This window comes from Polaribacter marinus, from assembly GCF_022662535.1.
GTDB classification, from domain to species: domain Bacteria; phylum Bacteroidota; class Bacteroidia; order Flavobacteriales; family Flavobacteriaceae; genus Polaribacter; species Polaribacter marinus.
In genome coordinates, this window is record NZ_JAKQYM010000004.1 from 197,880 (window position 1) to 223,201 (window position 25,322).

Sequence of the window (25,322 nt, forward strand, 5' to 3'; positions counted from 1 at the left end):
CTACTTAGTTAAGTAGGTTTTTTTTAAGTCTTTTATTGTAAAGATTTTACTTTTGTGCTTGTGGCTTTGGTTCTGGTAAGTTTTTTAATAAACCTAATTTTGTTTTAAGATCATTATAAATATCTACACCGTTAGCTACTAAAACACCTCCGTTTTGAGAAGCATCTAATACATATGTAAGTCCTTTTGTTTTTGCTATTTCTTTAATTGCATCTTGAGCTTTTTTAACAATAGGTTGCATTTTAGTTGCATATCTATTTTGCATGTCTTCTACAGCACCTTTTTCTGTTTGTTGCATTCTTAATTGCTCTGATTGTAATTCTTGACCTCTCTTTTCATTAGTTTGTTTAGTTTGAGTAGGTGCTTCTGCTTGATATTTTTTTATTTTAGCTTCATATTTTTTAGCTAAACCATCCATATCATCTTTATAACTTTTTCTTAATTTTACCAGTTCGTCTTGTAGGGCTCTAGTTTCAGGCATGTTTGCTATGACTCTCTGAAGGTCTACATGTCCTATTTTTTGTGCATTTGCAACACCACCAACACTTAAGGTCAATACAGCAATTAATAGTAACGTTTTTAAATTTTTCATTTTTGTTTTAATTTAATTATTATTCTTGTCTTCTTGTTCTTGTTCTTGTTCTTGTTCTTTTTTCTTTTTCTGAGCTTCTTTTTTCTCTCTTAATAGTTTTCTTTTTTCTTCACGTTGTTTTAAAAGAGCTTCTCTTTTTTCTGCAATAGCTTTCTTTTTGGCTTCTCTATCTGCAATTTTTTTAGCAATTAGTGCTTCTTTTTTTGATAGAGCTTCTTTTTGTTTTTCACTTAACTCTTTTGGAGTGTTAAGTATTTCTTTTCTTTTAGCATTTTTTTGATTTACTAATCTTGTTCTATCTATGGTAGACAAAACAAGGGCGCTAATATCGTATTTTTTATTTGAATATAGCATGACTAAGTCACTAGATTTATCAAAAACAAAATCAAATTTTTTTCTTTTTGCAATACTTTGTATAGCATTGTAAACCTGATCTTGAATTGGTTTTACTAATTGTTTTCTAACAGAAAACATATCGCCATTTGGACCAAAGTATAAAGATTCTAATCTTCGAAGTTCTTCTTGCTTTAAAGTAATCTCTTCTTCTTTTTCTTCGATTAGATCTTTTGTTAGTATGGCTTTTTCATTAGCTAAGTCCGTTTTTAATACTTCTATATGTCTTGCTTGAGTGTCTAGCTTTTTTCTCCATTTAGCAATTTTAGCATCTAAAGTGTTTTGTGCTTCTAAATATTCAGGAACATTTTCTAAAATATATTCCATATCTATATATGCAATAATTTGATTTCGTTGTGACCAAAAATTTGTAACAGTAAATAAAAGAACGGTAAATAAAAATATTTTTTTCATTTGTATAATGTATTTAGAAAAAATCATGCCAAAAAAACTTTGACACTACAAATGTACAGTTTTCTTAGAATTGTCTTCCAATAATAAAATGTGTTTGCCAACCAGATTTATCAACAAATCCTGGTAAAGGATCAAAACCATGCGCAAAGTCTATACCTAATAAACCAAATGCAGGCATAAAGATTCTAATTCCCAAACCGGCTGAACGTTTTAATTCAAACGGATTATAACTGCTAAAATTGTCATAAGAATTTCCTGCTTCTAAAAACCCTAAAGTATAGATAGATGCTGAAGGTGAATCTGTTATTGAATATCTTAGCTCTAATTGAAATTTGTTATATAATGTACCTCCATTTGTAGACGAAAGTCTGTTGTTTTCATATCCTCTTACTCCGATCACTTCTCTTCCGTCTAATTGAAAAGCTGCAATACCATCTCCTCCTACAAAAAATCTTTCTACAGGTGGTGCTCCAACTTTTTCACTATAATGACCTAAGAATCCAAATTCTGCATTGGTCATTAATACTAATTTATCAGTAAATGCTGTGTACCATTTTCCTTTTGCATTGAATTTATAGTATTCTAGCCATTTGTATTTTTCTTCGGATTCTAAGCTTGAATAATCTTTATTGTTAACTAAAGAGTAAGGAAATGTTGCTTTTACTCCAAAAGAAAATTCCGACCCATATGTTGGGAAAATTAAACTTGGACCTGATGAATTTCTACTGATAACAGCACTATATGCTAAGTTATTTAAAGTTCCGTTATTAATTAAAACTCCACCTAATCCAAAACTATAATTGTTAACTTTTAATGCTTGATAACTAATAGATTGAGACAATTGGAAAAAATCATCTGGCCATTTTAATCTTTTTCCTAAACCTACAGAAGCTCCAATAATATTTAAACTTTGAGATTTATCAACATCATAAGTTGTATTGTTAATACCATATTGATTTGAAGAGTATACCGAGAATGATAAAGATTGTGGTCTTTTACCACCTAACCAAGGCTCTGTAAATGAAAAACTATATGTGTTGTATGTTCTACTAGATTGTAAACGTAGGGATAGTTTTTGACCATCTCCCATTGGTAGTGGTTTGTATGCCGATTTGTTAAATAAATTTCTGATTGAGAAATTATTGAAAGACAAACCTAAAGTACCAATAAAAGATCCACCACCGTAACCACCTTGTAATTCTATTTGGCTACCTCCTTTTTCTACAACTGTAAAATCTATATCTGCAGTTTTATTTAGGTAATCTGGAACAACATCTGGTGTAACATTAGAGTCGAAAAAACCTAATTGACCGATTTCTCTAATAGACCTGATAATTTCTCGTCTACTAAATAAATCACCTGGTTTTACACGCAATTCTCTAAAAATTACATGGTCGTTTGTTTTGTCATTACCAGAAACAGTTACTTTTCTAATACGTGCTTTCTCGTCTTCTCTAATTCTTATTTCTACAGTAATCGAATCGTTTTTAACTTTAGTTTCTACAGCATTTACTTGAGAAAATAAAAATCCATTATCTTGATATAAAGTAGAGATATCTTGAGAGGTTGGTGTTCCATCACCTTTTACACGTTCTTTTAAAACAGCTCCATTATAAACATCTCCTTTTTCTATTTTTAGATAGCGATTTAAATACTCATCAGAATATTCTTTATTTCCAACAAATATTATTTCTGCAAATCGATATTGTCTTCCTTCTTCTAAGTCTATATTTATATTGATTGTGTTGTCGTCATTCCAAGTAATTTTATCACTTAAAATACGTGCATCTCTATAACCAAGTCTACTATATTTGTCTAAAATACTTTCTAAGTCTTCTTCGTAGTCTTCTTCTATATATTTTGATGATTTCCAAAAACGACCAATAAATTTTTGTTTTGTATGAGACATTGCTTTTCTAAGCTTAGTAGCAGAAAGAGCTTTGTTACCTGTAAAGACAATGTTTTTTATTTTTATTTTTTTTCCTTTATCAATAAAAATAGTCATATCAACTGTATTGATATCTGAAGTGTCTTTTTTAACATCTAAATTTACTTTGGTTTTTAAAAAACCTTTGTCTGTATATTTTTTTGTAAAATAGTTTTTGGTAGTTACAATTAAGTTGTCTGTAACCATTGCGCCTTGTTTTAATTCTGCGTCTTTTATAAGTTCTTTTGCTTTAGATTTTTTAATACCATCTATTTTAACACTGTTTAATTGTGGTAGTTCTTTAACATCAAATTGTAAATAAACACTATTACCATCTATTTTAGCTAAGTAAACATCAACATCACTAAATTGTTTACTCTCGTAAAGTTTTTTAATAGCACTGGTAAGTTTGTCTCCTGGTAATTTTATTGGTTGTCCGTTTCTTAACCCGGTAAAAACCCTAACGGTTTCTTCGCTAAACTTTTTAAGACCTGTAACACTTATACCACCAAGAATATATTCTTTTCCTTTTTCAAAAGAAATGTCTTTAGTAGATATTGTGTCTTTTTTTGTTGTTGCTATACTATCTTTTACGGTTTGAGCCTTAGCGTTAAAAGTAAAAAATAGTGATGTAAACACTAATGCAGCAGAAAATAATTTCATAAAAAATTTATTCTGTAATTTGTTCGCTTGTTTTTCCAAATCTTCTTTCTCTATTCTGATATTCTATTATTGCATCATAAAAATGCTCTTCTCTAAAATCTGGCCAAAGTATATCTGTAAAATATAATTCGGCATATGCCATCTGCCATAATAAGAAATTACTAATGCGTTGTTCTCCGCTAGTTCTTATCATTAAATCAACATCGGGCAAATTAAATGTATATAAATGGTTATTAATAATATTTTCATCAATTTTTTCTAAATTAAGTTCTTTATTAACAACTTTTTTAGATATGTTTTTGATTGCGTTAACAATTTCTTCTCTTGAACCGTAACTTAATGCAAAAGTTAAAGTAATTTTTTTGTTATTACTAGTTTCTGAAATAACATCATTTAAAACTTTTTGAGCTTTTTTTGGCAAAGCATTTATTGCACCTATAGAATTTACCTTTACTCCATTTTTCATAAAGTCTGGTAATTCTTTTTTAAGAGAGTTGATTAATAAGCTCATAAGAGCATCTACTTCTAGTTTTGGACGATTCCAATTTTCTGTAGAAAAAGCATAAAGTGTAATGGCTTCTATTTTAACATTTGAAGCTGCTTGTACAGATTCTCTAACAGCAGTTAGAGCATTTCTGTGGCCAAAAATTCTACTCATTCCTTTACTTTTAGCCCAACGTCCATTGCCATCCATAATAATGGCGACGTGTTTTGGTACTCTTTGTAAGTCAATTCGTAGTTTTTTATCCATATTTTTATAATCCATCTGTGTAACAAGAAGGCCTTCCAAAAGTATAAATTAAGGAAACACCAGTAAACATATACCAATCATTACTATTACCACCAAAATTCAAAGCTGGTATTTTATTGGTAGAATAGTCTAAGTCGTCTTCAAATGTATATCTAAATTTAGCTTCTATTGAAAAGGCTAAAGTACCATATAATTTAGACTTATAACCAACTCCAAAAGGAATTGCATAAGATGTTTTTTTACTGTAATTAAATTGTCCTGGTTGAGGTTCTGAACTTACATAGTTATAATTAAACGCAACAAGTTCTAATAGGATATATGGAGTCCAGCTCTTATCAGACGAATTTAATTCATATTCATAAAAATTCCATTCCATTCCTACCGCCAATTCATTTATAGTATTTGTAAAATTTAAACCTCTATTTCTTTTAAAATCGGTATCTGCATTTTTATCATCTGCTTCAATAGGTAAATAACTATAGGTTGCTCTTAAAGCAATTCTAGGATTCCAATTGTATTTAAAAAACACTGCACCTGCAGGCTTGTTAGGGTAGATGTAGTTTGTTCTACCGATATCTCCTGAATAGTTTGTGCCGCCTAAAGTTAACCCAACTTCATATACTTGACCTAGGATTATTGAGGAAAAGCTAACCAATACGATAAATAATATACCTTTTTTCATTCTAAAAAATAGCGTGCAAATATATGATTTTCAATTTGCTTTATAAAGTTAATATTCAGTCTTTTTTGAATAACAACTATTTTAAAGATTTATTGTAGTTGTAATGTTAAAGATTGGTTTCATTTCTTGTGTCTTCTCCCCATAATAATTTACTGCGAAGAGTTTGTAAAAAGGATTGATTATTAGGAATAATACTTTTAACGGTAAAAGCAGCTTTTTTAACAAAGACTTTTGTATTTTTAGGAACAGTCGTTATTCTTGAGTCTAAAGAAATTAAAAAATCTTTTTCTCTTGAGTCTACTTCTAATTGTATGCTGGTATCATCAGAAATAACCATTGGTCTTGCATTTAGGTTATGGGGTGCAATAGGTGTAATCACTAAATTTTTAGAGTCAGGAGATATTACAGGTCCATTACAGCTTAAAGAATAACCTGTAGAACCAGTAGGCGTTGCAATAATTAACCCATCTGCCCAGTAATTTGTTAAATATTCGTTATTTAGGTTGGTTCTTACTCCAATCATAGAAGTAGTATTTTTTCTTGCAATGGTAACTTCGTTTAATGCAAAGTTTAATTCAGAAAATTCGAGAGTTTTAGGGATCGTATTTACAGAGAGTAGGGTTCTTTCTTGTATAGAATACTCCCCTTTTAAAATGAGTTCTACACTTTCTTTGATTGAATTTTTATTAATAGTAGCCAAAAAACCTAATCTTCCTGTATTGATACCAAGAATAGGAATTCCTAAATCTCTTATAAATGTAACGGCTCTTAAAATAGTACCATCTCCACCTAAAGTAAACATGGTTTCAAAAGAATTGTTTAAGTCTGAAAATTCTGAAAAGGTAGGATATTTTTTGTCTAAAATATTTCCTTCAACTAATAAATTGTAAAAATCCTTTTCTATAAAAGATACAATGTTGTTTTTTTGTAAAACTTTTAAAAGAATCTTTATTTCTTTTTCTGCTGAAATAGAATAAGACTGACCATAAATTGCAACTTTTTTCATTTTTTTTAATTCATTATCTTACTTAAAATATATACGAAACTATTTTAATCATATTTATTGAGTTACATCTCTAAGTATTTTTGTAAATAATCAGATCTGTTTTTTAAATCCTCTAAATAAATATCGTTTTCATGAGTAGAAATTATTTTATAATCATAACGCCTAAAGGTTTGAATCATTTCATTGATTTCATTAGAAACTATTCTTAGTGTAACCTGAATAAAATCATTTGTTTTTTCTGAAATATATACACCTAATAATTTGCCACCATTAGCTTCTACAATTTGAGCGATTTCTCCCATAGAATAATCATTTTCTAATTTTTCAACAACTAAGGTTTCACTTTCTTCTAACATAAATGGGCTTGTAGAAAAAACATCTAATACATCACACAAATCATAATAACCGACGTAAATTTTATCTTTATTTAAAACAGGAACAATATTGGTGTTGTTATCTGCAAAAATTTTTAAAAGTTCTAAAACTGTTGCTTTTTCATTTGCAAAAAAAGAATTTAATAAATGTGCATGCGCAACTAACTCTTCGTCTTTATGCTCTAACGTTTGTATGTCTTCTTCTGCAAAAGAGCCAAGTAATTGATTATTTTCAACGACAGGGAAATGAGTAATAGGGAAATTTTTAAATACTTTTTGTGCGCTTTTTACACTGTCTTTTAATCGAAGTGCCTTAATCTCTTTTAGTATGTAATCGTTAATGTTCATTCTTTACGAATATAGGATAAAATGATTTAATGAGTTATCTTTGTAAGCTAATTTTAGACAATGACAAAGTTAAGTGTAAATATTAATAAAATAGCAACTTTACGTAATTCTCGTGGCGGAAACGTGCCAAATTTACTAAAAGTTGCCAAAGATATTGAAGAGTTTGGTGCAGAAGGAATTACAATTCATCCAAGACCAGATGAAAGGCATATTCGTTATCAAGATGCAAGAGATTTAAAAAATAGTGTTACCACAGAATTTAATATAGAAGGAAACCCTATTCAATCTTTTATAGATTTGGTTTTAGAAACAAAACCAACGCAAGTTACTTTGGTGCCAGATGCTGTTGATGCGATTACGTCTAATGCAGGTTGGGATACCATTACTCATCAATCTTTTTTGCAAGAAGTTATTAAAGAGTTTCAACAAAATGGAATTAGAACTTCTGTTTTTATTGACGCAGATTTAAAATTGATTGAAGCTGCGGCAAAAACAGGAGCAGACAGGATAGAATTATATACAGAAGAATTTGCCTCGCAATTTGATTTGGGCAATTTTGATGCTGTAAAACCTTATACAGAAGCAGCTATTTTAGCTAATAATTTAGGGTTAGGAATTAATGCTGGACATGATTTAAGTCTAGATAATATTAAATTCTTTAAAGAGAGCATACCTAATTTAGCAGAAGTTTCAATTGGGCATGCACTAATAGCAGAAAGTTTATATTTGGGCTTAGAAAATGTTGTTAATATGTATTTGCATCGTCTTAAATAACTGTAAACATTTAGACCTCAACTGCATTCGATCTGATAAAATATTAAATATAAATGTCAAAAAATCCAATACTACATTCAACAATACTTGGAGCAGGAAAACCGCTTTTAATTTTACACGGTTATTTTGGTATGTCTGATAACTGGAAAACGCTAGGAAATCAGTTTTCTAAAGATTATCAAGTTCATTTAATAGACCAAAGAAATCATGGTAGGAGTTTTCATGAAGATGAATTTAATTATGAAGTTTTAGTAGAAGATTTATATAATTATATTCAGCATTATCAATTAGAAAAAGTCTATTTAATCGGTCATTCAATGGGTGGGAAAACAGCAATGTTATTTGCAGTAACTTATCCTAGTTTGGTAGAGAAACTAGTTGTTGTAGATATTTCTCCAAGAATGTATCAGCCTCATCACAACGCAATTTTAGCAGGTTTAAATTCAGTTGATTTTTCTGTACAAAATTCAAGAAAATTAGTAGAAGAAAAAATAGCCGAATTAATCCCAGAATTTGGAGTTCGTCAGTTTTTAATGAAAAATGTGTATTGGAAAGAAAAAGGGCAATTAGATTACCGTTTTAATTTAGAATCTTTAACAGCAAATAACTCAGAAGTAGGAGAAGGGTTGCCTTCTTTCACTGTTTTTGAAAAAGAAACATTATTTTTAAAAGGTTCTAAGTCCAATTACCTTACAGAAGATGAAATGCCAATTATAGAAGCGCATTTTCCGAATTCTAAAATTGTAGAAATTAAAGATGCAGGTCATTGGTTACATGCAGAAAATCCGAAAGATTTTTATAATGAAGTTTGTGCTTTTTTAGGGTAAAAAAAAGGTAAGTTAATTATCCAACTTCACCTCTGTGAGGCTTTAAAGCATCTCTATAAATTTTCATGTCGGTTTCATCAATAGTAATAAAAGCAGAAAACAGCATTGGGTTCTTTTCTTGAATATCAATTTCATGAAAGGCTAAGTTTTCAATGGTTGCAAATTCTTTTAAATGAATGGTATGATGTTTAGCTGTTTCTTGAGCATCTGGACCTCTAAAGTCCCATAGTAATTTTATTTTTCTACTCATTTTTTTATTTTTAATGATTGATGAAAATGAATAACTCGCCACTTTCGAACGTAATTTTTAGTTTGTTTTTGATGGATTTATTTCTGGTGCCAATTCTTTGTCCAAAAGTTAAATCCTCTTTAAATAACGGATATTGCAATCCTTCAGTAATAATATTGGTTGCTTTTGGGAAAGGAACTAAAGAAACAATTTTGTCTTTAGAAATTGTAAGTTCTGTGCTTTTATCAGCTAAAAAATAACGGCTATGATTGTCAAAAAAAGTGAGTTGTAATTTTTCTTTCCATTGAATTGTAGTGTGCAGATTACCTAAAAAATGATCTTGTTCTTTACCACTTGCACCAAAAATATCAATCTGTTTAAAGCCTTTATCGAACAAAATTTGAAGTATTTTATCAAAATCCGTAAATTCTTGATTTGGTGTATGAATAAGCTCAATATTTTTTGGTAGATTTTCTAAAGAATCAAAATCGCCACTTATAAAATTAGGAATTATCTGTTGTTCTTTTAAGAATTGATAAGCGCCATCTGTGGCACAAATAATTTCATAATCAGAAAATTCTGGAAGCGTTTTTGGTGGTTCTCCGTTTAAAAGTAAGAAGATTTTTTTTTGTTTCATCAACCACAAAAATACAAACAAAAAAGCATCATTTCTAAAAATTAGAAAGATGCTTTTCTAGCTTACTAAAAAAGAAATTTGATATTACTTTTTCACCCAAGTTAAAATGATGGTAAATAGTTTTCCTATTAAAAAGATAACCATTCCAAAAGTAGGTGATAATAAGCCAACTTTAAATCCTCCAGCTAAAACTTGTGGAGAAATATCACCTGTAGCCACTGAGATGTCTTTTAAAGCACCTAAAAGACCAATAACAAAACCTAAAACTCCAAATACAAATGCAAATAAAGCCAAGGCATTAATTAGTTTGTACGTTTTTTCTGAATTGTCTTTTAATCCTTTCACAAATAAAAGGACAATAACAACTAATAAAATTAATAAAGGAACCATAAAAATTAGCCCACCATCTAAAATAAAATTCATAATATGTGTTTTAAGATTATGTTGCTAAAGTATTTACTAAATAGTTTCTCCCTTTTTTTTTGCGACCAATTACCCATTTGGATTGGGTTTTAACAAATATCGTAAATTTAAATTTTACGCTATAAAATATGTAGAAACACTACTTAATTTGGTATTTCGCCTATTTTTACTGTAAATAAATTATAAAATGAGTTTATTTGTAAGATGACCAAAATAATTATTAAAATTTTAAAGAAAGCCTTTTTACATTTTCTTTTTTGGATGGTGGTTTGGTTTTTCTTTATTAGTTTTTTTAGTGTAGGTTCTACAAACGAAAATTTTATTTTCTGGTTTTCTGCAATTTTAAGCAGTATTTCAATTGTATCATCTTACGTTTTTGTGTATCATTTAATTCCAGGCTTTTTAATTGCTAAAAAGGAAAAGCTATTTATTTTATATACTTTTTACGCAAGTGTTTTTATTGTGTGTGCCGTTTTAATGACAGTGGTTTTTGGGTTTGTGTTTTTCTATAATTTAGAATATCAAAAAATGCCAGGATTAACCAAGAACTCTGGCGTAATTTTGGTGTGTGTTTTTCTGATAATTGCACTCGCAAGCGGATTTAAAATTTTAAAGAACAATTATAAATCTTTGGATGAAAAGAAAACGTTAGAAAATAAAATTTTACAAACTCGGTTACAATTAAAAGAACAAGAATTAAAGTTTTTAAAGATGCAAATTCATCCGGATTTTTTGTTTAATACGTTAAATACTTTGTACGGATTTGCTTTAAAAAAGTCTGACAAAGCGCCAGAAATGATTTTAAAATTATCTAACTTGTTAGATTATATTTTATATCAAGTTGATAAACCAAAAGTGCTTTTACAAGATGAAATTATTCATATTGAAGATTATATTTCTTTAGAAAAGTTGAGGTTTCAAGAGAGTTTACAAGTGGTTTTTAACAAAGGTCTAGATAATAATCAATTTGAAATTGCACCTATGTTATTATTGCCTTTTGTAGAAAATGCTTTTAAACATGGAAATCAAATTGATGGCGCTCATAAAGTAAATATATCTGTAAAGATTGATAAAAATGAACTGAACTTTACAGTTGAAAATTCAGCCATTAAAAAAGAACATTCTAAAAACGGAATTGGTTTAGAAAACATAAAAAAGCGATTAGAAATGTTGTATAAAAATCAATATTTTCTTAAAATTTCTGCAGAAGAAAAATTGTTTAAAGTCCATTTAAAAATCTCTATAAAAAATGAGAAATAAACTAAAATGTGTTGTTGTAGATGATGAACCAATGGCAAGAGAAATTATTGAAAGTTATATTGCAAAAACACCAAATTTAGAATTGATGAAAAGTTGTAAAAACGCTTCTGAAGCAATTTTATTTCTAGAAGAAAACATTGCGGATTTATTTTTTCTAGATATTAATATGCCAGAAATTACTGGTTTAAGTTTAGCTAAAATCATCAATCAAAAAGCACAGATAATTTTTACAACCGCATACAGAGATTATGCAGTTGATGGTTTTAACTTAAATGTGGTAGATTATTTGTTAAAACCTATTGGTTTTGATCGATTTTTTCAAGCAGTTCAAAAGGTTTCAATATCAGAAAATACAGAAAATAATACCGATTTTATGTTTGTGAGAGCAGACAGAAAAATGGTGAAAGTAGATTTTAATTCCATTTTATATCTTGAAAGTTTAAGTGATTATGTAAAGATTTTTACATCAGATAAGACAATTGTAATAAGAGAAACTATTAGTAATTTAGAAGAAAAATTACCATCAAAAAAATTCATCAGAATTCATAGGTCATTTATTATTTCTTTAAAAAATATTACTTCCTATACCAATGAATTTATCGAAATAAATCAGAAAGCGTTGCCAATAAGTAGAAGTTATAAAGAATCCGTTTTACAAAAATTAGCAGAAGTGTAGGAATAAACTTTATCTTTGTTTCAAATTTTTTATACCTTGAATACAGATCAATTTTTAGTAAAATCGGCATTAAAATATATTGATAAAATTTCTTTTACTTGGCAAACACCAAGTAATATTGCATTGGTAAAATATTGGGGAAAAAGCAATCCTCAAATACCTAAAAATGCATCAATCAGTTTTACTTTAAATAATTGTCATACAGTAACTACTGTTGATTTTGAAAAGAAAGAAAAATCCAAAGTAATAGATTTTGATTTGTTTTTTGAAGGCAAACAAAAAGAAGACTTTAAACCTAAAATCGCAGAATTTTTTAAAAGGATTCAAGAATATTGTCCCTATATTTTTGATTATAAAATGACAATCAATTCAGAGAATTCTTTTCCACATTCTAGCGGAATTGCATCTTCTGCTAGTGGATTAAGCGCAATTGCTATGTGTTTAATGAGTTTAGAAAAAGAAATAAATCCTGATTTATCTGAAGAATTTATGAATAAAAAGGCTTCTTTTTTAGCTCGATTAGGCTCAGGAAGCGCAAGTAGGAGTATAGAAGGTCCATTAGTGGTATGGGGAAATCACCCAGCAATTGAAGGGAGTTCAGACTTATTTGGAGTAAAGTTTCCATATAAAGTACATGATGTTTTTCAGAATTATCAAGATGCCATTTTATTGGTAGATAAAGGAGAAAAACAAGTTTCGAGTACGGTTGGTCATAATTTAATGCACAATCATCCGTATGCCAAAAATCGATTTTTACAAGCCAATGAAAATTTAGCTACAATTTCTAAAATTCTTCAAGAGGGTAACGTGAAAGAATTTGTAAGTTTGGTAGAAAGTGAAGCTTTAACATTACACGCAATGATGCTTACAAGCAATCCCTATTTTATTTTGATGAAGCCTAATACCTTAGAAATTATCAATAAGATTTGGGAATACCGACAAGAAAAAAATAGCAATATTTGTTTTACCTTAGATGCAGGAGCAAATGTGCATGTTTTATATCCAGAGAATGAAAAAGAAACTGTAAATGAATTCATTAATAGTGAGTTAGCGAAATATTGTCAGAAATATCAGTATATTTGTGATAGTGTAGGTTTTGGAGCTAAAAAGTTTTAAAATTTATGTTTTAATTAAAGTAAAGTATGAGAATTTTAGTGTTTTTTTTTCTTTTAATTTCGAGTAATTTATTTGCTCAAAAAACAATTTGGTTAGATGCAGAAATGTCTAAAACAAATCAATCTAATGCAAAGTATTATAAAGTAGGAGATGAATTAAATGGAGAAGTTTCTTTTTTTTATAAAGGAAGAACTATTTACAGAAAAGTGTATTATTTAAACGGAAAACCGGATGGTAGATTTTTTGAATATTATAAAACAGGAGAAATTAAAACGATAGGTAATTACGAAAATGGAGTTAAAGAAGGAAGTTGGAAAACCTATTATGTTAATGGAAAAATAAAAGAAAAAGGAAAATACAAAAATGGAGAGAAAGTAGGAATTTGGAAAACTTTTTACAAGAACCTTTAATAAAGATTTGGTAACATAAAAAATTGTATTTTTGTATAACTATTGTTAAGAAAAATGAAAGGACCTTTATTTTACGCTAAAATATTGCTATTTGGTGAATATGGAATTATAAAAGACTCAAAAGGTCTTGCAATTCCTTTTAACGCTTACAGAGGAGCATTAAAATCTACAAACGATTTGTCAGGAGTTTCAAAAAAGTCTAATGAAAATTTAGAGCTTTTTTACAAGTATATTTCTAATTTAAAAACGGATATAGTTTCTTTTAACTTGTCCGAATTTAAAACAGATATAGAAAATGGGATGTATTTTGATTCTTCAATACCTCAAGGTTATGGTGTGGGAAGTTCTGGTGCTTTAGTGGCATCTGTTTATGATAAATACGCTACAAATAAAATAACTGTTTTAGAAAACTTAACCAGAGAGAAGTTATTGAAACTGAAAGAAGTATTTTCTTTAATGGAATCTTTCTTTCATGGAAAAAGTTCTGGTTTAGATCCGTTAAATTCATACTTAAGTTTACCTATATTAATCAATTCTAAAACAAATATAGAACCCGCAGGAATTCCTTCACAAAAAGAAGGAAAGGGAGCTGTTTTTCTTTTAGACTCTCAACAAATTGGAGAAACTGAGCCGATGGTTAACATCTTTATGAATAAGATGAAAAACGAAGGTTTTAGAAAAATGATTAGCGAAGAATTTGCAACGACAACTGATGCTTGTATAGAAGACTTTTTAGGCGGAAACGTCAAATCTCTATTTGGTAATGTCAAATTGCTTTCTAAAATAGTGTTAAAGAATTTTAAACCTATGATTCCTAATGCTTTTCATAAAGTTTGGGAGAAAGGAATTAAAACAAACGATTACTATTTAAAACTTTGCGGTTCTGGTGGCGGTGGCTATATTTTAGGTTTTACTGAAGACTTTGAAAAAGCTCAAAAAAGTTTAAAAGAATATAAACTAGAACTGGTTTACAGATTCTAATTATTGTATGATTTCCTTTAGAGTAAAAAGAATAATTTTTAAAGCATTTAGTTTAGTATCTGTTATTAGAGGCTATAACATTTTAGCTTTAATTTTTGCTCAATATTTAGCTTCTGTATTTATTTTTTCTCCACAAAAATCTTTCAAACATGTAATTTTTGATTTGCACCTGTTATATATAATTATAGCAACAGTTTGTGTAGTTGCTGCAGGTTATATTATTAATAATTTTTACGATGTTAAAGTTGATAGAATTAATAGACCTGTAAAAACAGGTATAGATAACTATGTAAAGCAAGAAACTAAATTAACACTCTATTTTTTCTTAAATTTTGTTGGTTTTATTTTTGGTCTGTTTGTTTCATGGAAAGCAGCTTTGTTTTTTGCTATTTATATTTTTGGAATTTGGTTTTATTCTCACAAACTTAAAAAATATCCTTTTATGGGTTTAATTTCCGCTACAATTTTAACAATTTTACCTTTTTTTGCAATCTTTGTTTATTATAAAAATTTTTCAAAAATTATCTTTGTACATGCTGTTTTTTTATTTTTGGTGATAATGCTAAGAGAACTTATTAAGGATTTAGAAAACATTAAAGGAGCAATTGCTAATAATTACGATACATTTCCGGTGGTTTATGGAGAGAAAAAAACGAAGCAATTATCTATCTTATTAATTATTCTTACAGCTTTTCCTGTTGTTATTTTGTTTAATTACCCAGCATTAAGTTATATGAAATACTATTTTTATTTAGCACTTATAACCTTAATCTTTATAGCCATATATCTATGGAAATCTAACAGTATCAATCAATATAGAATTTTACATAACATCTTAAAAATGTTGTTATTAGTAGGGGTTTTTAGTTTGGTTTTTATTGATACATCTTTACTTATAGAAAAAGTGATAGATAAACTGAATTAGATATTCTATTTATTATCTTTGCAAAAATTTTTTATAATGAATTCAAATAAAAACTCGTCGAGAGGACGACAAGAAGGAAAAAAAAGTACTCCTCTAAGTAGAAAAAACACTAAAAAAGACTTCAAAAAAGCAAAACCAGCTCCAAAATCGGATGAATCTTCAGGAATCCGTTTAAACAAGTACATTGCCAATTCAGGGGTTTGTTCTCGTAGAGAAGCAGATACCTATATAGAACATGGTAGTGTAGAAGTAAATGGGAAGTTAGTAACAGAAATGGGGTACAAAGTACAACCAGGGGATGTTGTTAGGTTTGACGGAACGTCTATTACTCCAGAGCAAAAAAGATATATTCTTTTAAATAAGCCGAAAAATTATATTACGACCATGGATGATGATCGTGGAAGAAAAACGGTTATGGAATTAATTGCAAACGCATCAAAAGAAAGAATTTATCCTGTTGGAAGATTGGATAGAAATACAACAGGTTTACTTTTGTTTACGAATGATGGAGATTTGGCAAAGAAATTAACCCATCCAAAACACAATGTTCGTAAATTATATCATGCTTCTTTAGATAGAAAGTTAGATTTAAAAGATTTAGAAAAGTTACGAGGAGAGGTTGTCATAGAAGGTAGAAAAGTATTTATTGATGCCGTTTCTTATGTAGATGGACAACCAAAATCTGAAATAGGTATAGAAATCCATTCAGGAAGAAACAGAATTGTTCGTAAGATTTTTGAACATGTTGGTTATAAAGTAAATAAACTTGATAGAGTTATTTTTGCTGAATTAACAAAGAAAAATTTACCAAGAGGAAGATGGAGAGAATTGACAAATCTTGAGTTGAACAACTTATTGATGATGAAATAAAAATGCTTATTTAGAATAAAAAACCCGAACAATCTGTTCGGGTTTTTTTACTTTAATTCTTAAGAAAATATTATTGCAATAGACTATAAATAAACTTAGGATATCCACGAACACCATCTGCATTTGTAAGTGCTATAAATTGTAGTTTGTATAAATTACCATCAGTATCATTGATAATGTAAAAAACATTTTCTTTTAAAGAAGGTAAACTACCTGGACCTCCACCATTTCTCCAGCTACTTCCAATACTACGTTGGTCATCTGTAAAATTTGTAGCAGTAACATCTGCTAAGGTAAAAGTATCATAAGTAAAAGAATCTACATCTGTGTCTATCATATAAACTTTAGCATCACCCTTAACATTATTAACAACAAAATCAGAGTATCCGTAAGAACCATATCCAGTAATTTCATTTGTAAAAACGGTAAAATTTAAATCCCAATCTTTTTTTGCTGGTTCTACAATAACTTCATTTTCTGTTTTTAAGCTGAAGAAAGTATAATTATAGATTGCATTTTTAGAAATAATTACCTCCTTATGTGTTGTATCATCTAAATTGGCATATTGTAGTATATAATTATTTCCACTTCTTAAAATTCGTATTTTTTTCCATCCTCTCGAATCATCAGAAATATCTACACTTCCTGTGGCAGGAGTATCAGTTCCAATTTCATATCCTAAATTTAGTAAATACACATTATTATTAGCATCTGTACTAGAAATTTCGTCAATAGCTGTTTCTGTTATTGTCCCATAAGGAGAATCTACATAAGCAGTATTTGCAGCATCAAATGTACCAACAGCAACTTTAGGTTGTAGATCTTGTACTTCTGTAGAGCTAGAAGTAACAGCGTCAATATCTGTTGATGTCAATTTTCCTACAGCCATATATATAGCTCCATTTATTACAACTCTAAAATCTGAACCAGTATAAAAACCTAATTCCCATGCGTCTCTTTGTGAAGAAATACTTGTGTTTGTACTTAAGTCTAAGTATACTTGGTTTGGTTGGTTTGGTCCACCAACTTCTGGAGAAACTTCTGCCCCATCTATTACAATTGTTATGGGCCCTGTTGGAGTATCGTCTTTATCGCAACTCGTAAATGAAAACACAGCTACGCATAAAATAAAAGTTAAAAATTTGTTTGTCATGATTAATGAATTTAAAAATTAAGGTTATATAATAGTTTTAAGTAATAAGAGCGTCCATAGCCCAATAGTAAAGAGTTGTTGTTAGAAGAATGTGTTCCTCCTGAATTTACGCTACTAACATTTACATTAGTAACATCAAATAAATTTCTTCCGCCTAAAGTGGCTTGAATGTTATTGTTAAAGAAAGATTTTTTTATGGAAGCATCTAACCAATTATATGCACTTGTAGTTGATTTAGAAAAAATAGCATTTCCTTCTGTATCTACACCAGAGGCAGTATAGTTTTGTTGGCTTCCATTGTGTTTAAATAGCAAGCTGATTGCTGTTTGCCATTTTTTTATTTTGTAGTTTACACTAGTGTTTAGTTGAAAGGAGTACAGGAAATCATTTTCTGCATTTACTTCATTGTTTGCAATTCTAGAAACACCTTGTAAATTAGCACCTAAGTTAAAGGTCCAATTATCTTTTTTGATGCTATTTTCGGAAGTAATTCCCCATAATTTATAAGCATCAATATTGATATACTGATATTGTAAGGGAGAAGCATTTACAATTGCTAAATCTATTTTATCTACTACATCTAAATAACTAAATTTGATTGTATTTAATAGTGAAGTATTATTAATATAGCTATATTTTTTTAAGTTGATGAATGCTGTAAATCCGTTTTCTGGGTTTAAATTTTCATTACCTCTTACATCATGGTTTGAATCTACGAAGTAGTAATATAATTCCTCAAAATTGGGGGTTCTATAAGATGTACCAATATTTCCTCTTAACTCAAATCCGTTATTCATTAAATAACGCGCACTTAAAGAAGCTAATAATTTCGATTTAAATAAAGAGTTGTATTCGTACCTTATTCCTGGTCTTAATAGAAATGCTTCTGAAACTTTAAATTCTGATGAACCAAAAAAAGCATAATTTTCTTGGTTTTGTGTTTTATCTTTTTGTGTAACATCTCCAGATGCCTGTGTGTCAAAACCACTTATTATTTTTGTTTCGTAACCTAATTGAAAGTTGAAAGAATTACTTTTTATAAGATTATTGATGCTTCCTTTAGAAAAGAAAACTTTACTTGATTGGTAAATTTCATCTGTTTCATTACTTCTTTCTTTACTTAAAATATAGTAATTAAACTCGTTCAAGTATCGCTTTTGTTGTTGGTATGAGAGAGCAATATTATAATTTGCTCCAGAGTTTAAATTACCTATTAGATTTACATTATTTACAAATCTATTTGTTTTAAATATTTTATCGGTTGCCGAAGGATTACTTGTTTGTGATCCTGTATCTATATTAGCTCTTACAGATGAGTCTGAGTAGTTGATTAACTCATTAAAATATTCAAACTTATAAGAAAGTTTAAAGTTTTCTTTTTTATATTGTAATAGCGCATTGGTGTTGTTTTGTGTTTTTGGTAACCAATCATAACCTCTTAATCCATCATTTTGGTAATGGTTTTGACCTTTTCTACCATTGTAAAATCCAGCGAATTGATTTCTATTAAAACCTATTCTAGCAAACCAATTTTTATTAATAGTATTTGCAATATTTGTAGCCTGTATGTGCCTTCCTTTATCAAACCAATCATATTCATTACTTACGGTTTCTTCTTGTAGCGAAGTCTGAATTTTCCATTTTGTTTTAATTGAATTTTTTGTAATAATATTTATGACTCCAGATACAGCATTGGCACCATATTCTACTCCCATAGCACCTTCTACAATCTCAATACGCTCTACATTGTCTAAGTTTATTTGAGTTAAATCGATGTTATTTCCTAATCCGTTGTCGCTTACCAAAGGAATATTATCAACTAAAATATTGAAGTATTGAGAGTTTAAGCCAAAAAAAGAAATGGTTGATTTTCCTGTTTGAGAACTCGGAATAACAGTTAAATTTAAATTGAAGTTTAATAAATCTGCTAAATTATTAGCAGCCTGATTTTCTATTTGTTCTCTTTTAATAACAATTACATTATGAACAGATTTTTTTATTGATTTAGGATTGTATTGCCCAGTAATTACTACTTCTTCTAAAACAGTAGTTTTTGTTGTGTCTATTTTTTTTTGACTAAAAAGAGTAATAGTGAAAAGTAAAAATACAGTTGCAATCTTTTTATTTAGAAACATTCTTAATAATTTTTTTGCAAATATATTGTTTATTTTTAATCAGTCTAAATAAATTTTATATTTTTGTCAAAAATTATTTTAACCTATAAAAATCAAATAAATCGTAAAATGAATAAATTATTATTAAGCAGTTTACTATTCGTAATTGCTATTTCAGTTAGTGCACAAAGCAAAAAAACAAAAGATCAAAATGCCATAAAAGAGATGTGTGGTTGTTTTGAGGTAACCTTCAACTTTGCAGAAACTTTTAATTATAGTAAAGATTCTACATACAAACCTTCTAAAACAAAAGTGGATAAAGGTTTAGAATGGGCTGGATTAGTAGAAGATGGAAAAAACAAAATTTCAATTCAACATATTTTACAAGTTGGTAATCCTGCAAAACCAATAATTGTTAAACATTGGAGACAGGATTGGATGTATGAAAACACAAATTTTTACATATATAACGGAGATAATAACTGGGCTTTTGAAAAGAAAGATAAGAAAGAAGTAAAAAAACAATGGACACAAAAAGTGTATCAAGTAGATGATAGTCCACGTTATGAAGGTTCAGGAACTTGGGTGCATGTTGATGGGAAAAGTTATTGGGAGAATACCACAACAGCTCCTTTACCTAGAAGAGAATACACCAAAAGAAGTGATTATAACATCACTTTAAGAGGGAATAGACATGAAATTACCAGTTATGGTTGGGTACATGATCAGGATAATAGTAAGCTAATTCGTGAAAAAGGAAAAGAAGATGTGGTTTTAGCGAAAGAAAAAGGATACAATACCTATGTAAGGGTTGCTGATAGTAGATGTAAAGCGGCTTCAGATTGGTGGAAAGCAAACAATAATAAATGGAAATTGGTTAGAAATAAATGGGATGAGGTTTTTAATAGAAATACAAATTTAACACTTCAAACCAAAGTAAATAACAAACCACTTTACAAACACTTATTTTCTGATAAAGTTGTAGAAGAGAAAGAAATGAATGAAATAATTGAATCATTTGTAAAAAAGAAATAATGAAAAATTCATATAAAGCAACAGTACTTTTTTTCTTAATAAGCATATCCGCTTTGGGTCAAAAATCAAATATTTTTCATCAGAGGAGTTTTTGGAAAACAAATCCAAGTATAGAAATTGTAAATCAAAAAATTGCAGAAGGAAACGATGTTTCTGCTTTTAATAATAATGCTTTCGATGGTGTGATGTATGCTATTTTAGAAAAAGTAGATAATAAAACCATCAAATACCTTTTAACTAAAAAAGGAAATGAAGTCAATAAATTAACACACGATGGAAGGACCTATATTTTTTGGGCTGCTTATAAAGATAATTTAGAAATAATGAAACACCTTATTTCTAAAGGTGCAAAAATAGATGTGGTTGATACGCATGGAAATACATTTATGAATTTTGCAGCCTCTTCAGGACAGTTAAATTTAGATTTGTACAAGTATAGTTTTAAGGTAGGGGCAAACATCACCAAAGAGAAAAATCATGATGGGGCAAATGCTTTATTATTGATTGCTTCACATTTAAAAGACTTTAAAATTGTAGAGTATTTTATTTCTAAAGGAGCATCATTAAAAGATAAAGACAATGACGGAAATGGGCTTTTTGAATATGCAGCAAAAGGAGGAAATACACACTTCTTAAAAATCCTTTTAAATAAAGGGATTGATAAAGGGAAAAATGCTATGTTATTTGCAAGCCAAGGATCTCGAAATAAAAAAAACACATTAGAAACATATCAGTTTTTAGAAAAAAACGGAGTAAAATTAAATGTAGTTGACTCTAAAAATAGAAATCCACTTCATTTTATTGCTAGAAATAATAAAGAGATTAGGGTTTACAAATACTTTATTGATAAAGGTGTTGATGTAAACCTCCAAGATGAAGAAGGAAATTCTCCTTTTATAAATGCAGCAAGTAGTAGCACTTTAGAGGTAATCAAGTTTTTGTCTAAATATGTTAAGAATATTAACTTAAAAAATAAAAAAGGACTTACTGCTTTGACCAATGCTGTTCATAGAAATTCTGTAGATGTTGTTGAGTTTTTATTAGAAAAAGGTGCAGATATTACTACTACAGATAAAGAGGGGAATACACTTTCATATTATTTAATTAATAATTTTAGTACAAAGAAACCAGAAGTATTTGAGAATAAACTAAAAGTGTTAGAAAAGAATGGACTTGTTGTAAATAAGCTTCAGAGTTCAGGAAATACCTTATTGCATATTGCAACTCAAAAAAACAATTTAGCATTATTAAAAAGATTAGCTTCTTTTAAAATTGATGTAAATACAAAGAATAAAAAAAATCTGTCGGCATTGCAAATTGCTGTAATGAAAGCAAAAGATGTTAAAATTATAAAGTATTTGCTAAGTATTGGTGCAGATAAAAGTGTAAAAACAGATTTTGAAGAATCTATTTTTGATTTGGCATCAGAAAATGAATTATTAAAAAAGCACAACATTAATTTTTTGAAATAAAATTTAAAAATGAAAACAAACAAAAACTTACTAATTATCCCTTTATTTTTATTTACAATAGTGGCGTTATTTAGTTTTAAAAAGTATAGCGAAAGTTCTGCTTACAAATGTATGATACAAATGAAAAATTATACAGGAGAAGGAGCTTATGTAGTAATTTCTTTGTTAACCCCTAAAGGGGAATATGAGGAGACTTTGTATGTACAAGGTGATGATGATGAATGGTACTTTGATATTACAGAGTGGTGGAGTTTTCAAGGTAAAAAAAGAGCCGATATAGATGCTATTACCGGTGCAACAATTAGTGGTGGTCAACGTAGTATTAGTGTTATTAGAATTGATAATGACAAGTTAAATAAAGGATATAAAATCCGTTTTGAAACCGCTGTAGAAGATCAAGAATATCATAAAGATGATGTAGAATTTGAGTTGACATCAGAAAACATAAAGTCTAAAATTGAAGGAAAAGGCTTTATCCGATATGTGAGAATGTTGCCACAATAAAAATTAAAAAATGACAATTTCTATTTGGAGATATAGCCACTTAACCTTGGCTATATCTTCTGCTTTATTTATTATAATTGCTTCTGTTACGGGAATCATATTAGCTTTTGAGCCTATTTCTAATAAGCTAAATTCCTATGATGTTGTTCTTTTAAAAGATGTTTCTATTTCTGAAACGATTTCTGTTTTACAGCAAAAATATGATGAAGTAATCACTATAGAAGTTGATGAGAATGATTTTGTTTTGGCAAATGTTGTTTTAGAAAATGGTAAAAGTGAAACTTTTTATATCAACCCAAAAACAGGAGAAAAGGTTGGGGAAATTTTAGAAAAACAAGCGATTTTTGAATTCGCAACTACCTTGCACCGTTCTTTATTTTTAAAATCTACAGGAAGATTTATTATAGGATTTGTTTCGTTTTTACTCTTTTTAATTGCTGTTACAGGAATTCTATTGATTGTAAAAAGACAAGGGGGTGTTTCTAAGTTTTTTTCTAAAATAATTAAAGAAGATTTAAACCAATATTACCATATTATTATAGGTAGATACGCTTTGATTCCTATTATAATGATAACAATAACAGGAGTTTATTTGTCTTTAGAAAAATTTTCTTTATTGCCAAAAAATAAAAGTTTTCATCAAAGTATTGCACCTCTAAAAAATGCAAAAAAAATAAAAACTTCTGATTTTGAATTTTTTAAATCAACAAAACTAGAGGAGGTTAAAAAGATAGAATTTCCATTTTCTACAGATGAAGAAGATTATTTCTTTGTAAAACTAGTTGATAAAGAAATGGCTGTTCATCAGTTAACGGGGCAAATAGTTAGTCAAAAAAAACAATCTTTAATTGCACTTGGTTCTTATTATAGTTTGCTACTTCATACCGGAAAAGGATCTATTTTATGGTCAATGGTATTATTGCTAGCTTGTTTTGCTATTTTGTTTTTTATTTTTTCTGGTTTTTCTATGACTTTAAAAAGGAAGAAAACAACAACCCTTATTAAAAACAAGTTCAACAAAGATGCAGCAACATATATCATTCTTGTGGGCTCAGAAACGGGTAGCACATTTAATTTTGCTGTTGCATTTTATAATGCTTTGTTAACTGCAGGGAAAAGTGTTTTTCTGTCGGAATTAAATGAATATACCACTTATAAAAAAGCACAAAATATTATCATTTTTACGGCAACTTATGGCGAAGGTGAGGCACCTGTAAATGCAAATAAATTTATTAGAAAAGTTAATAAAATAGATCAAAAAAGAGTTTTAAGTTTTTCTGTAGTTGGCTTTGGTTCAGTAGAGTATGAATATTTCTGTAAATATGCAATCTTAGTGCAATCTCATTTGCAAATTCAAGAAAAATTCAGGTCAGTTTTACCTATTTTTAAAATTAATAATCAATCTTTTTCTGATTTTAATAATTGGTTAAAAGAATGGAGTTCGTTTTATAAAATACCACTTAAAATAAAAAAAGAAGCGTTTCAGTTTTCTGATGAAAAGAAACAAGAATTTACGGTTATATCTAAAACTGAAATCAATATAGATGATACATTTTTAGTTCAGTTAAAATCTAATAAAAAAATAAAATTCGAATCAGGTGATTTGCTTTCTATCACTCCTAAAAACGAAAACAGAAATCGTTTATACTCTATTGGGAAAATAGATAAAACTATACTTTTAAGTATTAAAAAACACGAATTTGGAAGTTGTTCTAGTTATTTTAATAGCTTAGAGATAGGTGATAAAGTTGTAGCTAGTATCCAGAAGAATAAAGAATTTTATTTTCCTAAAAAAACGAAAGAAGTCATTTTAATTGCCAATGGTACAGGAATTGCACCTTTTTTAGGGATGATATATAAAAACAAAACTGCTAAAAAAATACATTTATTTTGGGGAGGAAGAACAAAAGAATCGTGTGGAATTTATAAGGAAAAGATCAAGGCTGCTTTAGAAGATCAATCTCTAACTTCATTTTATAGTAGTTTTTCTCAAGAACAAGAAGAGAAAATTTATATTCAGGATATCATATTAAATTACCCAAAGTTAATTTCTAGCGCTTTGGAAAGAGGAAGTTCTATTATGATTTGTGGCTCTTTAAATATGCAAAAAAGTGTCCTGAAAGTTTTGGAAGAAATTACTAAAAAACATCTAAAAACTTCTTTAAAAAAATTTGAAGAAAATCATCAAATTAAAACGGATTGTTATTAAAAAGGGAAAAAATGTGTTATAAAACTAAAATTATCTCAAGAGTTAAGAGTGGTGAATTGTCTGTTTGCAATGGCTGTAAAATATATAGCTTAACATTTAACAATGTGTTTTTTCAGTTTGAAGCAGATGAATTGAATCAGTTTAAACAATATATATTAAATCTAGATATCGAATATTGGTTAGATCATTATTCTGTGACTACCCGAAAAAGAAAAATTCCTGTTCCAACATTTCATCAAAATTTGATTTTAATTTTTGATATTTATGAAATGGAAGAATTGAAAGTACTTTTAGGAATAAATGATAGTGTTAAGAAAGTAGTTTTATCGCCTCAAGATGTAGATTACACTTTAATCCTCAACTAAGTTTGTAAGGACTTAAAAAAAGTGAATTTTATTATCAATATTTAATACCCTAAAAACAGAAAACCCTATAAACGTAAAGTTTATAGGGTTTTTAAGTGGTACCTCCAGGAATCGAACCAGGGACACAAGGATTTTCAGTCCTTTGCTCTACCAACTGAGCTAAGGTACCATTGCCTTAGCGGATGCAAATAT

Annotated in this window: 26 protein-coding genes and 1 tRNA gene; 14 read left to right on the forward strand and 13 right to left on the reverse strand. The window is 28.6% G+C overall.

The window, feature by feature from the left end:
- Positions 1–46: 46 nt before the first annotated feature.
- The 7 genes from MC378_RS07555 to MC378_RS07585 form a co-directional block, all read right to left on the reverse strand.
- Positions 47–592: an OmpH/Skp family outer membrane protein gene (locus MC378_RS07555; RefSeq protein ID WP_242178148.1), complete on the reverse strand. Its 546-nt coding sequence runs from the start codon at positions 590–592 to the stop codon at positions 47–49.
- 12 nt (positions 593–604) lie between these two features.
- Positions 605–1,399 (reverse strand): OmpH/Skp family outer membrane protein, encoded by a 795-nt coding sequence (locus MC378_RS07560; RefSeq protein ID WP_242178149.1) that lies wholly within the window; start codon positions 1,397–1,399, stop codon positions 605–607.
- 64 nt (positions 1,400–1,463) lie between these two features.
- Positions 1,464–3,989 carry an outer membrane protein assembly factor BamA gene (bamA, locus tag MC378_RS07565; RefSeq protein WP_242178150.1) on the reverse strand — a complete coding sequence of 842 codons (2,526 nt, stop codon included), beginning with the start codon at positions 3,987–3,989 and terminating at the stop codon, positions 1,464–1,466.
- 7 nt (positions 3,990–3,996) lie between these two features.
- Positions 3,997–4,740 (reverse strand): isoprenyl transferase, encoded by a 744-nt coding sequence (locus tag MC378_RS07570; protein WP_242178151.1) that lies wholly within the window; start codon positions 4,738–4,740, stop codon positions 3,997–3,999.
- A 4-nt stretch (positions 4,741–4,744) separates the two neighbouring features.
- Positions 4,745–5,422 carry a type IX secretion system protein PorG gene (gene porG / locus MC378_RS07575; RefSeq protein WP_242178152.1) on the reverse strand — a complete coding sequence of 226 codons (678 nt, stop codon included), beginning with the start codon at positions 5,420–5,422 and terminating at the stop codon, positions 4,745–4,747.
- 106 nt (positions 5,423–5,528) lie between these two features.
- Positions 5,529–6,428 carry an NAD kinase gene (locus MC378_RS07580; RefSeq protein ID WP_242178153.1) on the reverse strand — a complete coding sequence of 300 codons (900 nt, stop codon included), beginning with the start codon at positions 6,426–6,428 and terminating at the stop codon, positions 5,529–5,531.
- A gap of 62 nt (positions 6,429–6,490) precedes the next feature.
- A complete protein-coding gene (locus tag MC378_RS07585; protein WP_242178154.1) occupies positions 6,491–7,150 on the reverse strand; it encodes a CBS domain-containing protein in 660 nt (219 codons plus the stop codon).
- 60 nt (positions 7,151–7,210) lie between these two features.
- On the opposite strand from MC378_RS07585, the gene MC378_RS07590 reads away from it, so the two are divergent.
- Both MC378_RS07590 and MC378_RS07595 read left to right on the forward strand, forming a co-directional pair.
- The gene (locus MC378_RS07590; protein WP_242178155.1) at positions 7,211–7,924 is read left to right on the forward strand and encodes a pyridoxine 5'-phosphate synthase; all 714 of its coding nucleotides are present in this window, start codon (positions 7,211–7,213) and stop codon (positions 7,922–7,924) included.
- 53 nt (positions 7,925–7,977) lie between these two features.
- Positions 7,978–8,751 (forward strand): alpha/beta fold hydrolase, encoded by a 774-nt coding sequence (locus tag MC378_RS07595; RefSeq protein WP_242178156.1) that lies wholly within the window; start codon positions 7,978–7,980, stop codon positions 8,749–8,751.
- A 16-nt stretch (positions 8,752–8,767) separates the two neighbouring features.
- Here the strand turns inward: MC378_RS07595 and MC378_RS07600 are convergent, their stop codons facing one another.
- The 3 genes from MC378_RS07600 to MC378_RS07610 all read right to left on the reverse strand — a co-directional run bounded on the left by MC378_RS07600 (position 8,768) and on the right by MC378_RS07610 (position 10,040).
- Positions 8,768–9,001, reverse strand: coding sequence for a hypothetical protein (locus MC378_RS07600; RefSeq protein WP_242178157.1), 234 nt, complete (start codon positions 8,999–9,001; stop codon positions 8,768–8,770).
- A 10-nt stretch (positions 9,002–9,011) separates the two neighbouring features.
- Positions 9,012–9,617, reverse strand: a complete 606-nt coding sequence (locus tag MC378_RS07605) for a thiamine diphosphokinase (RefSeq protein WP_242178158.1) — start codon at positions 9,615–9,617, stop codon at positions 9,012–9,014.
- 84 nt (positions 9,618–9,701) lie between these two features.
- Positions 9,702–10,040: a MotA/TolQ/ExbB proton channel family protein gene (locus MC378_RS07610; protein ID WP_242178159.1), complete on the reverse strand. Its 339-nt coding sequence runs from the start codon at positions 10,038–10,040 to the stop codon at positions 9,702–9,704.
- Between the two features lie 204 nt (positions 10,041–10,244).
- Here MC378_RS07610 and MC378_RS07615 point away from each other — a divergent pair, with 204 nt between their 5' ends.
- From MC378_RS07615 to MC378_RS07645, 7 genes are read left to right on the forward strand one after another with little or no spacing between them, the layout of a single operon-like run.
- Positions 10,245–11,300 (forward strand): sensor histidine kinase, encoded by a 1,056-nt coding sequence (locus tag MC378_RS07615; RefSeq protein ID WP_242178160.1) that lies wholly within the window; start codon positions 10,245–10,247, stop codon positions 11,298–11,300.
- The gene (locus MC378_RS07620) at positions 11,290–11,976 is read left to right on the forward strand and encodes a LytR/AlgR family response regulator transcription factor (protein ID WP_242178161.1); all 687 of its coding nucleotides are present in this window, start codon (positions 11,290–11,292) and stop codon (positions 11,974–11,976) included. The genes MC378_RS07615 and MC378_RS07620 overlap by 11 nt, the downstream gene beginning before the upstream one ends.
- Positions 11,977–12,012: 36 nt before the next feature.
- Complete coding sequence (locus MC378_RS07625; RefSeq protein ID WP_242178162.1) at positions 12,013–13,092, forward strand: diphosphomevalonate decarboxylase; 1,080 nt, start codon at positions 12,013–12,015, stop codon at positions 13,090–13,092.
- Between the two features lie 26 nt (positions 13,093–13,118).
- Positions 13,119–13,502, forward strand: a complete 384-nt coding sequence (locus MC378_RS07630; RefSeq protein ID WP_242178163.1) for a toxin-antitoxin system YwqK family antitoxin — start codon at positions 13,119–13,121, stop codon at positions 13,500–13,502.
- 54 nt (positions 13,503–13,556) lie between these two features.
- Positions 13,557–14,483, forward strand: a complete 927-nt coding sequence (locus MC378_RS07635) for a mevalonate kinase family protein (RefSeq protein WP_242178164.1) — start codon at positions 13,557–13,559, stop codon at positions 14,481–14,483.
- Between the two features lie 7 nt (positions 14,484–14,490).
- Entirely contained in the window at positions 14,491–15,408 is a 918-nt protein-coding gene (locus MC378_RS07640; protein ID WP_242178165.1) for a geranylgeranylglycerol-phosphate geranylgeranyltransferase, read from the forward strand.
- A 36-nt stretch (positions 15,409–15,444) separates the two neighbouring features.
- On the forward strand, positions 15,445–16,278 hold the full coding sequence (locus MC378_RS07645) for a pseudouridine synthase (RefSeq protein WP_242178166.1): 834 nt from the start codon (positions 15,445–15,447) through the stop codon (positions 16,276–16,278).
- Between the two features lie 70 nt (positions 16,279–16,348).
- Here the strand turns inward: MC378_RS07645 and MC378_RS07650 are convergent, their stop codons facing one another.
- Positions 16,349–17,431 carry an HmuY family protein gene (locus MC378_RS07650; protein WP_242178167.1) on the reverse strand — a complete coding sequence of 361 codons (1,083 nt, stop codon included), beginning with the start codon at positions 17,429–17,431 and terminating at the stop codon, positions 16,349–16,351.
- Between the two features lie 11 nt (positions 17,432–17,442).
- Positions 17,443–19,566, reverse strand: coding sequence for a TonB-dependent receptor plug domain-containing protein (locus MC378_RS07655; RefSeq protein WP_242178168.1), 2,124 nt, complete (start codon positions 19,564–19,566; stop codon positions 17,443–17,445).
- A gap of 108 nt (positions 19,567–19,674) precedes the next feature.
- Between MC378_RS07655 and MC378_RS07660 the strand changes: the two genes are divergently transcribed.
- Genes MC378_RS07660 through MC378_RS07680 form a run of 5 tightly spaced genes read left to right on the forward strand, consistent with a single transcriptional unit; the run spans position 19,675 to position 25,130 of the window.
- Positions 19,675–20,580, forward strand: a complete 906-nt coding sequence (locus MC378_RS07660) for a DUF6607 family protein (RefSeq protein WP_242178169.1) — start codon at positions 19,675–19,677, stop codon at positions 20,578–20,580.
- On the forward strand, positions 20,580–22,052 hold the full coding sequence (locus MC378_RS07665; protein ID WP_242178170.1) for an ankyrin repeat domain-containing protein: 1,473 nt from the start codon (positions 20,580–20,582) through the stop codon (positions 22,050–22,052). The genes MC378_RS07660 and MC378_RS07665 overlap by 1 nt, the downstream gene beginning before the upstream one ends.
- Before the next feature lie 9 nt (positions 22,053–22,061).
- Positions 22,062–22,556 (forward strand): DUF2271 domain-containing protein, encoded by a 495-nt coding sequence (locus MC378_RS07670; protein ID WP_242178171.1) that lies wholly within the window; start codon positions 22,062–22,064, stop codon positions 22,554–22,556.
- Positions 22,557–22,566: 10 nt separating this feature from the next.
- Positions 22,567–24,765: a PepSY domain-containing protein gene (locus tag MC378_RS07675; RefSeq protein ID WP_242178172.1), complete on the forward strand. Its 2,199-nt coding sequence runs from the start codon at positions 22,567–22,569 to the stop codon at positions 24,763–24,765.
- A gap of 11 nt (positions 24,766–24,776) precedes the next feature.
- On the forward strand, positions 24,777–25,130 hold the full coding sequence (locus tag MC378_RS07680; protein WP_242178173.1) for a DUF6686 family protein: 354 nt from the start codon (positions 24,777–24,779) through the stop codon (positions 25,128–25,130).
- A gap of 96 nt (positions 25,131–25,226) precedes the next feature.
- Here MC378_RS07680 and MC378_RS07685 read toward each other — a convergent pair.
- Positions 25,227–25,299: transfer RNA gene (locus tag MC378_RS07685), tRNA-Phe, on the reverse strand.
- Positions 25,300–25,322 lie beyond the last annotated feature (23 nt).